The sequence below is a fragment of the Ewingella sp. S1.OA.A_B6 genome (assembly GCF_049889095.1).
In the GTDB taxonomy this organism is placed as follows: Bacteria; Pseudomonadota; Gammaproteobacteria; order Enterobacterales; family Enterobacteriaceae; genus Ewingella.
The window spans coordinates 58171-67361 of record NZ_JBLJFK010000017.1 but is presented as its reverse complement, the minus strand read 5'-3'; the positions used below and the strand labels follow the sequence as shown (position 1 = coordinate 67361).

General features: G+C 46.4%; 10 protein-coding genes and 1 riboswitch. Of the genes, 7 read left to right on the top strand and 3 right to left on the bottom strand.

Features of this window, described 5'->3' with window-relative positions; genetic code table 11:
* Positions 1-312 precede the first annotated feature (312 nt).
* Both ACMV8I_RS20225 and ACMV8I_RS20220 read right to left on the bottom strand, forming a co-directional pair.
* Positions 313-1236 (bottom strand): cation diffusion facilitator family transporter, encoded by a 924-nt coding sequence (locus tag ACMV8I_RS20225; RefSeq protein WP_498866980.1) that lies wholly within the window; start codon positions 1234-1236, stop codon positions 313-315.
* 202 nt (positions 1237-1438) lie between these two features.
* Positions 1439-2011 carry a cytochrome b/b6 domain-containing protein gene (locus ACMV8I_RS20220; protein ID WP_498866979.1) on the bottom strand — a complete coding sequence of 191 codons (573 nt, stop codon included), beginning with the start codon at positions 2009-2011 and terminating at the stop codon, positions 1439-1441.
* A gap of 593 nt (positions 2012-2604) precedes the next feature.
* Here ACMV8I_RS20220 and ACMV8I_RS20215 point away from each other — a divergent pair.
* From ACMV8I_RS20215 to eno, 4 genes are all read left to right on the top strand, one after another.
* The gene (locus ACMV8I_RS20215; protein ID WP_498866978.1) at positions 2605-3111 is read left to right on the top strand and encodes a GNAT family N-acetyltransferase; all 507 of its coding nucleotides are present in this window, start codon (positions 2605-2607) and stop codon (positions 3109-3111) included.
* A 286-nt stretch (positions 3112-3397) separates the two neighbouring features.
* A riboswitch (Fluoride riboswitch) is annotated at positions 3398-3472 on the top strand.
* 102 nt (positions 3473-3574) lie between these two features.
* Positions 3575-4477: a DHHA2 domain-containing protein gene (locus ACMV8I_RS20210; protein WP_498866977.1), complete on the top strand. Its 903-nt coding sequence runs from the start codon at positions 3575-3577 to the stop codon at positions 4475-4477.
* A 3-nt stretch (positions 4478-4480) separates the two neighbouring features.
* Positions 4481-4909 carry an adenine nucleotide alpha hydrolase family protein gene (locus ACMV8I_RS20205; RefSeq protein ID WP_498866976.1) on the top strand — a complete coding sequence of 143 codons (429 nt, stop codon included), beginning with the start codon at positions 4481-4483 and terminating at the stop codon, positions 4907-4909.
* Positions 4910-4923: 14 nt separating this feature from the next.
* Positions 4924-6204 carry a phosphopyruvate hydratase gene (gene eno / locus ACMV8I_RS20200; RefSeq protein ID WP_498866975.1) on the top strand — a complete coding sequence of 427 codons (1281 nt, stop codon included), beginning with the start codon at positions 4924-4926 and terminating at the stop codon, positions 6202-6204.
* A 424-nt stretch (positions 6205-6628) separates the two neighbouring features.
* Here eno and ACMV8I_RS20195 read toward each other — a convergent pair whose 3' ends face one another.
* Positions 6629-7045, bottom strand: a complete 417-nt coding sequence (locus ACMV8I_RS20195) for a GNAT family N-acetyltransferase (RefSeq protein ID WP_498866974.1) — start codon at positions 7043-7045, stop codon at positions 6629-6631.
* A gap of 173 nt (positions 7046-7218) precedes the next feature.
* On the opposite strand from ACMV8I_RS20195, the gene ACMV8I_RS20190 reads away from it, so the two are divergent.
* The 3 genes from ACMV8I_RS20190 to ACMV8I_RS20180 all read left to right on the top strand — a co-directional run bounded on the left by ACMV8I_RS20190 (position 7219) and on the right by ACMV8I_RS20180 (position 9143).
* Entirely contained in the window at positions 7219-7821 is a 603-nt protein-coding gene (locus ACMV8I_RS20190) for a site-specific integrase (RefSeq protein ID WP_498866973.1), read from the top strand.
* 112 nt (positions 7822-7933) lie between these two features.
* Positions 7934-8527 (top strand): TetR/AcrR family transcriptional regulator, encoded by a 594-nt coding sequence (locus ACMV8I_RS20185; protein WP_498866972.1) that lies wholly within the window; start codon positions 7934-7936, stop codon positions 8525-8527.
* A gap of 286 nt (positions 8528-8813) precedes the next feature.
* The gene (locus tag ACMV8I_RS20180; protein WP_498866971.1) at positions 8814-9143 is read left to right on the top strand and encodes a hypothetical protein; all 330 of its coding nucleotides are present in this window, start codon (positions 8814-8816) and stop codon (positions 9141-9143) included.
* The last annotated feature ends 48 nt before the right edge of the window (positions 9144-9191 follow it).

Here is a 9191-nt window from a genome sequence, read left to right as displayed (position 1 = left end):
TTATTAGAAAAAAAATATTACCGCACGGGTTTATCGAGAATGGTTGATCATATAAATTCATTGCTTAGACCAAAAAGTGATCAGAAGTTTTCACACAGCCTGCGCTCTCAGCAGACCTTCAGCGTCACGTGTTTGTCTGGTGTGTGCCAGAAGCGGACTTTTTAAAACTATTGCGTGCCAAACAATTGGGCGCAGGTCAGGAAAATAAGTAGAAAGCAAAGACACCAAGTACCCTCAAAATTATAGAGAATACCTGAAATTTTTGTAGACCGAGGTTTTGTTCCCCTGCCGGACCAGCGGCATGTGGTTAGTTTAGTGATCAGAAATGTCGAGTGTTTGGTCGTTCATTGACGCTGGATCTTCCAACGGTTCCACATGAGTGGTGATATGGATAAAAGGCAGTGCTGTGCGGATATCATTCTCTATACGCTCGGCCCAGTCGTGCCCATATTGAACAGTCCATAGCCCAGGAACTAGGATGTGAATTGTCATAAACGCCCGCCCGCCAGCCTGGCGTGTGCGTAGTGCATGGAAATCAAGCCCCTGTTCACGATATCCCGCCAGCAGCGACTCGATTTTTTTGAGTTCTTCAGTGGGTAGCGATACGTCCATCAGACCTGCCGCTGAACGACTCATAAGCTGATAACCAGTCCACACGATGTTGGCTGCGACCAGCAATGCAACGACCGGATCGACCCAAAACCAGCCGGTCAGATAAACCAGTCCGACACCAAAAATGACACCGACCGACGTCCAGACATCGGTCAGCAGGTGATGAGCATCTGCCTCAAGAGTGATCGAGTTGTGCTGCTTGCCAGCCCTTAACAAGATGCGTGCCGTCACAAAATTAAGGACTGATGCGACTGTCGAAACCAGTAGCCCGAGACCAATCTCCTCAAGCGGCTGCGGAGTTAACATCCGCTCAACTGCGGTATAGGCGATACTGGCTGCCGCCAATAGGATCAGAAATCCTTCGAAAGCACTCGAGAAATATTCGGCTTTGCCGTGCCCATATGCATGGTTCTCATCGGCCGGAAGCGCAGCCAAGGTAAGCATCCAGAGCGCCATTAGGGCTCCTGCGAGGTTAACTACGGATTCGATGGCATCAGATAGCAGACCGACCGAACCGGTCATTTTCCACGCCACACCTTTGAGTCCGATAGTGGCAATAGCCGTGGCAATGGAAAGCCAAGCGTAGTGCGTAAGCGGACGAGGTAACTCTTTGGTTTTACTCATTATTAACTTCCTAAAATAGGGCAACTAACTCACATTTCGATCCATATTAGATAATTAAATAATCATTGCGCCATGAATATTTTTTCGTTTTTTTTTTAAATTTCTTTAAAAAAGTCTCTGCAAGTGCTGTTTCATCCTCTAGTACACTAAATTTTATTTTTAGGATTTTTTACAACTTGAAGAAATATTATCGCACAACAGATTAGTCACCTAGGTTAACTGAGCGACTTTTATATTTTTCAATTAAAATATGCAAAACTCCCATTGCACCATGTGCATAAAAATAGACCTCAATGAAAGTAGTAAAGAACTTATGCCAGTGGATTACTGTTTCAGCCAGATTTGACTGTATGGTATTCAACAAGAACCATAGGCCACCTGAAAGTGCTACAATTAGCAATGCTAGAACTCCAAATCCTTGGATTGTACTGGCAATACCTCCCGAATGGGCATCGGGCAGGCGGAAACTAGTCAACGTTTTTATATCTTGTTTAATGCCACTAAAGTCAAGCCCTACCCATGAAAAGTAATAAGTAAAACCTCTTTGAGTAAGCATCCAGCTTAACATTATAAAACCACAAATAATCAGTCCTAATCCTGAAATAATGTGCATCCAGGTTATAACTCCTTCAAGACTATGCTCACCAATTGCTTCGGTCTCTGTCAGATTAGAGTTAATAATTTGTGATAATATTAGAAATACCACAATGATGTGAAGAATACGAAAAAAAGGAGCGTAATCATGAGGTAATAGATTCCAGAGTCGCAATTTCATTAATGAGCCCTTAGTAAATTTATCGATGACCTTAATCATACAAAAGAATTATTAGGATAACCTTAATTCACAAAATTGCAGCAGGAATTAGTTTACCTCATGATATGGCTAGTTGCGAAATGGGAATGGTAACTATTATTACTATGTGTTTACTTACTGTTCTTGTTACGCAGAAAAGTCCCTACGCACATTAATTTTAAATATAATTTCCTGCTGGGGTTGAATATGTTTTTTTCAATAGTGCGGTAATCTATTTTTACACCAACTCATGAACTAAATAAGAATCATAAATTAAATGAGAGGTTTAATTAACTTCCTTAACACGATGATATTAAATGAAAGTTTCAATTTTTATAATTTATTAAACAGTTAGAATGAGACATGATTAATACGATCTTCCTTTAGATAATTCTGATAGCCCTTTTTCTACTGGGCAGTCTGCAATGTCCGCTCATTGCTCATGGCGGACCATGCTCCTTATTCAGGCAGTTTTTTGCAACGAGCTGACTACAACAAAGGCACGTCGTAGAGGTGTTATTGTAAGTTGATACAATGGTGGGTGAGTAAAAATTGGCGCTAGCAAGGAGCTTGGAATGAAAACATTTAGTGTGCGACGTCTTAGTGATAGTGATCTTGACGATTTTAGACGAGTAAGGCTGGAAGCGCTGCAGCTTCATCCTGACGCTTTTGGTGCTTCTTATGAAGACTGGAATAAGAAACCAACACAGTTCTTTGCTGAGCGATTATTGGGTAATTGTGTTTTTGGAGGATTCGATCTTCAGAACACCTTGCAGGGTATCATTGGTGTTAGTTGCAGTAACGCCCCAAAGCTGAGCCATATGGCCACTATATGGGGAATGTACGTCCGTGCCGAAATGAGAGGTTCGGGCCTTTCCACTGCACTTTTAGAAGCGGCGCTGGAGGCTGCCAATTCAGCGCGGACAATAAAACTTTCAGTAGTTACCACTAATCACGCAGCACTAGCACTGTATCGCTCTTTTGGATTCACTGAATGGGCAACAGATACTGCTGCGTTATTTGTTAACGGTGTGTTTCATGACGAATTTCTTATGAGGCGAGAGTCTGAATCCCATTTGTAACCGAGTTATTACTTAAATCAGCTTAATTCTGACCAGTTTCACAGAGCCTAAAGTAATTCGGAGCTCGTAAGTTCGTCATGGTGAAATAAAAGCTTTTACTCTGGTCCGGTAAGTTCGCTCCTAGCGACTCTTCTGCGTCTACATGCAGGCGGTTTGGTGCCAGAAGCGGACATTGATTCTTTGTATTGTGTTAAATATGGTCGGCAAGAAGACAATCAGAAGACCTCCATTCTTATTAATATTTCATAGAATGCACATTGCACAGTGGTAGATTTTCACCTATATTCATCAGTAAGGTGATGGTGTTCCACCTTTCCCAACCGCCGGACTGTCCAGTTCGGATGATGACGCCTGATATACATTTTTGCTTTCTCTCTTAGGCAGGTATGTCAGGTACTCTTATGAAAAAAATCTATCTTTATTTGTCTGTTAACGTTCTTCTGCCCCGTCAGAGGAAGACGCTATGATCCGCGTTTTTGGTTACCTCAATCCCGACAGCGACAGCATCTGCAGCGCTCTTGTTACAGCGGACTGGCTTAAAAGCCACGGAAAACACGCAACCCCATTTAGGCTTGGTGACATAACTCCTGAAACGACGTTTATTCTGCACCAGGCCAACGTGGAAGCCCCTCACCTACTCAAAGAAGACCTGAGTGGAAAACAGGTCTGGCTGGTCGACTTTACGGATTTGGAGCAGGGTCCACCCTCTTTAGCTTTCAGTAACATTTTGGGCATCATAGACCATCATCAGTTAGGTACGGTCATCACACAAAATCCTCCGGATGTTTGGATACGCGCTGTCGGCAGCTGTGCCACGGTGCTCTGGCAAATCCTTACCCTTGAATATCATCAGCCCATTTCCTCATCGCAGGCCACACTGATATCGGGTGCAATATTGAGTGATACTGTGGCGCTCACATCCCCAACCACTACCGCTCACGACAGGGCTGCCGTGCAGGCGTTATCCATCATAAGCGAACTAAATTATGACGCCTTTGTGAAAGGCCTGCTGAACGCTAAAACCGACATCGCGGGGCTGACACCCGACCAACTCCTTATGAAAGACGCCAAGCGCTATCAGATTAACGGTCAGTCGATACTGCTTTCACAAATTGAAGTGGCAGGTATGTCGGCAATGGACGCAGTGCTCCCTGACCTGCTTGTCGCGTTAACAAAAAAGTGTCAGTCCGGCCATTTGGACATGGCTATGTTGGCCGTCACGGATATTTTTCAGAAAAACACCACGTTATATTTCTCAGAAAATAATGCGCTCGATCTCACGTGTCTTTCTCTTCCCGGCGTTATCAGCAGGGAAAAGGACATACTCCCGTGGCTGACGGGCGCGCTCTCAACCTCGTCGAGGTAATTAATGCCAATCTATAAACATGCTCTGATATTGCTCAGCGATGAAACCGACGGCCAATTCCTGCTGCAGGGGGTTGCCAAGGGATTTCATGAACAAGGGACGGCGATCACGCTTGGCCACCTCACCTCTGATTACCGGGAGTTAGACATTGCCTCTGATTCATTAACCAAGGACCGCCAGTCGGCTGAAATTATTGCGGCCAAAGCCATGCTGAGCCGGTTGGTAGACACCGTGAACTTTCCCGTGGATGTGAAAGAAATCGTTACCATCAGCCGCTTTAAGGACGTCGAAGCCTGTGTCACCGGGTCAGGTGTCGATCTGGTGATTATGGGACATAAAAACAGGCTGTTCGGGACGCTCTCCTCCCATTCCATAGAATTCATCAACCATCTGACCGTCGATGTGTTGATTAAGCATATTACGACTCACTAACACTCGAGGTTTATATGAGCTTTATTATTGATAAAATTGTTGCCCGCGAAATTCTGGATTCCCGGGGTAACCCGACCATAGAAGTGGATGTCACAACTCAGTGCGGCTCGATGGCAAGAGCCTCCGTACCTTCAGGAGCCAGTACCGGTTCGCGCGAGGCCATTGAGCGCCGCGACGGTGATAAAGCGCGCTTTGGCGGGAAAGGCGTGCTTAACGCAATCGGAAGCGTTAACTCCGAAATTTTTGACAGCCTTAAAGGACACGATGTCCGCGACCAGCGCGGCATCGACAACATCATGATCGCCCTTGACGGGACGGATAATAAAGCGCGTCTGGGAGCAAATGCTATTCTGGGCGTGTCGCTTGCCGTATCGAGGCTTGCGGCTCAGCTATCGCAGACGCCTTTGTACCGTTACCTTGGCGGAATTGGGGCAAATCTGTTGCCGGTGCCCTGCATGAACATCATTAACGGGGGGGTCCATGCCCGCGGACAAGGGGCTGACTTTCAGGAATACATGATTGCCCCCTGCGGTGCACCGACGTTCAGGGAGGCCGTGCGCTGGGGGAGTGAGGTGTATCAGGCACTTCGCCAGGTTCTTCTTGATAAGGGGTTGTCGACCGGCGTGGGAGATGAAGGGGGTTTTGCACCGGCTGTTTCTTCAAATCGCGAGCCTTTGGAGCTGATTGTGCTGGCCATTGAAAAAGCAGGTTACCGCCCTGGTGAAGACATTGTTATCTGCATGGATCCCGCCTCCAGCGAGTTCTACAGTGATGGTAAATATCATCTGCGCACAGAAAATGCCGAGCTGACCTCAGAGGAAATGACAAACTACTATCAAACATTGGTGAAAAACTTCCCGATTGCCCTGATTGAAGACGGTCTCGCTGAGGATGACTGGGCTGGGTGGAAAATTCTGCACGATACGCTAGGGGGTCAGGTGGAACTGGTTGGTGATGACCTGTTTGTGACCAATGTGAAATATATCCAGCGCGGAATAGATGAAAATCTTGCCAACGCCGCATTGATTAAACTCAACCAGATTGGTTCCCTGAGTGAAACCTTTGACGCAGTCCAGCTTTGTCATGACAACAACTGGGGTGCCTTTATCTCGCACCGCAGCGGTGAAACGGTGGACAGCTTTATCGCCGATATGACAGTAGCCATGCGTGCCGGTCATCTTAAAACAGGGGCGCCATGTCGGGGTGAGCGTATCGAAAAATACAACCAGCTGATGCGAATTGAGGATGAACTGGGTTCGTCGGCACAGTTCGCAGGAAAGTCTGCCTTTAAATAACCTTATCGTGTTAATCCCCCAGGAGCACAGCCGGGGGGATTAAGGAGATATGATGAAAACTCACGTTTTTATTATTTCTATGCTTACTGGCATTGTCGCAACATACGCAGTTTTACTTCTGGGATGCTTTTTTACCGGCAGGACATTACCCACTGTGGGAGTATTGATTATTGCACTTGTGGTAGGAGCCTCTGCGCAACAGTTGTCTAGGCTGTTAATGTCCAATAGATAGCATCCAAGATGCATTATCTCATCCGATACTGAATACTAATATCGACATCATGAGGCTATAGCCATAACGCCCGCTCTTCGCTCACAGCCCACGACGTTTCTCAGCAGGCGGCTTGGTGCCAAATCCGGAAGTTGCGCATGAACTCTAATGTTAAATGGGCGAGGTAGCTGGCCTTAAGCAGTCATTCTAGTTTTATCTGAGTGGCTTTTTCATTGATGGCGATGAGTGAGCGACAAAACCATTTCTTTCATAAAATGAAATCGCTTTTTTTCTGGCATCAAGGAACACGAAGTTCATGCCCCTGCTTTCTGATTCAAGGGAGGCAAAATCCAGCAGTTTTTTTCCTATCCCTGTGCTTCTTGATGCCTCATCAACAACCAAATCATCTATATGGAGATGTGATCCTCTAGCGAGGGTATGAACGGGACGGAAGCCTATCAAACCAAGCATTTTCTCATCACCAAATGCGCCAACAAGTTCATAACCGTTTAATGTCTGAATTCTGACGCTTTCAATAAATTTCTCTTTGGAAATATTCCTTAGTTGTGAAATAAGACTGTAAGCAAGATCCCATTCAAGCGGCAATAATTTTCTGATTGAAATATCCATAGTGTCCTCATTTTTATATAGGTTCATGAATTTTATAGGTATATCAATCATGTTTCGCAACAAATACGTTTAGTTTAATGTGACAAAATATTCAGTCGCCATCAGTGAATGTCTGCTGTTCGCTCATGAGGGACAACCATACTCAAATCTCCCACATTGCAGGAGATTTGAGTATGAACACGTCACCGTGGAACAAAGACCGTATCATCGGCCAAAAAAGACCACTTCAGATATCTCATATCTGGGGGATCCGAATCAGGCTTGAACTGGAAGGTAAAACGCGCGATTTGGCTCTATTCAATATGGCCTTGGACAGCAAGCTACGAGGCTGTGATCTGGTCAAACTAAAAGTATCTGATGTTGCATATGGTAGCTCTGTTTCAAGCAGAGCTACGGTGTTGCAACAGAAAACCGGTAACCCTGTGCAATTTGAGATAACCAAAGGGACAAGAGAAGCTGTTGCTGCATTGATAAAGCTTGGCAATTTGCACAGTAAAGACTTCTTGTTCCGGTCTCGGGTTAGTACTAACCAGCACATATCAACCCGGCAATACAACCGAATTTTTCATGGGTGGGTAGCAAAGCTTGGTCTCGAAGATTCGCTTTACAGCACACATTCCATGAGAAGAACAAAACCTTACCTGATCTACAAGAAAACTAAGAATCTTCGGGTGATCCAACTTCTGTTGGGCCATAAGAAACTGGAAAGCACAGTCCGTTATCTGGGCATTGAAGTCGATGATGCGTTAGAGATCTCTGAATCGATTGAAGTCTAAGGCTGCGCGAAGCGCTAGCCTCTCCGATTCAACTGTCCGCTGACGCGCTGGCAGCAATCGAGGAAGCAGTACCGCAAGATGCAGTCCACGGCGAACGTTTTATGGTGCATTAATGACGATACACCGTGACGCAGATGTTCATGGCGTAAGCAAGGTAAAGAGTCCAAGCATTTCGGATGCAGACGAGATGCACGCTCGAATACTCGATACTGCCGAATTCCTTCTGCGACGCCACGGGCTTGATAAGTTGAATGTGGTCGATGTGGCACGTTTGATGAAGATGAGCCATGGCAACATCTATCGACATTTTTCTAGTAAGGCTGCGCTTCGTGCAGCGGTGATCCATCGTTGGCTCCATCGTGTTTCCGATGCAACCAATGCTATTGCCATAAAGGATGCACCTGCCGATGAGCGCTTGGTGGAATGGCTAAGAACCTTAGCCGTCATCAAGCAGCGCAAAGTCGTCGACGATGCAGAGTTGCTGTCAGCGGCCGTGAAAATCGTCCAGGAAACCCCCGAAATCCTCGATGACCACGCGGTGCTGTTGGCGGCACAGGTGGAGCACATTCTTGCCGCGGGGCTGGATGAAAAAACGCTGCCGGGTGTTCAGAACCCCAAGGCAATGGCACTCACAATCTTGAACGCAACGACTCGTTACCATCATCCTGACATGGTGGGCCTCCTACCGTTCAGATGGAAGGTCTAAATGGGGTTATTTCTCTAATCATGCGTGGTCTGAGGCATGTTTCGGCCCAATCCGACCACGGATTACGGTTTCAACCGATCATCCATTTCAGTCTTAACCGATCACTGAATACGGTTTTATCCGATCAAATCCGGCCATTTGCCGAAATCCGTGATCTTTAATCCGTTATCGGTGATCTTGAATCCGGAATCCCGCGTTTTCTGTCGATAAATCAATGGGTCAACTATCCTCACAGTTCCATCTCCCGTGAGGGCCGGCCCGGCCCATGCCGAAGCAGAGAACATCCGTGAGCAAAATTAAAGACGTTTTACGCTTCAAGTTTGATTGTCATCTGCCTAATCGCAGCATCGCCGCCTGTCTGAACGTCGACTGTGGCACTATCTCCGAAATTGTCACCCGGTTTAAGGGCAGCGACCTGGTATGGCCCTTACTCGACGGTGTGACCGATAGCCAGCTGGAAAACCAGCTGTATGCCGGGCGCCATCCCGCCTTACTCAAGCGGCCCGCTGACTTCGTCGCCTGTCACCATAAACTCAAACGTAAAGGCATGACCAGGCTTCTGCTCTGGCAGGAGTATCAGCAGCATGAGCCCGATAACCCCCCCATTTATCCTTAGGTTACCTCAACGTCTTCACTGTCCTTTTCCTTTCACACTACGAGATAA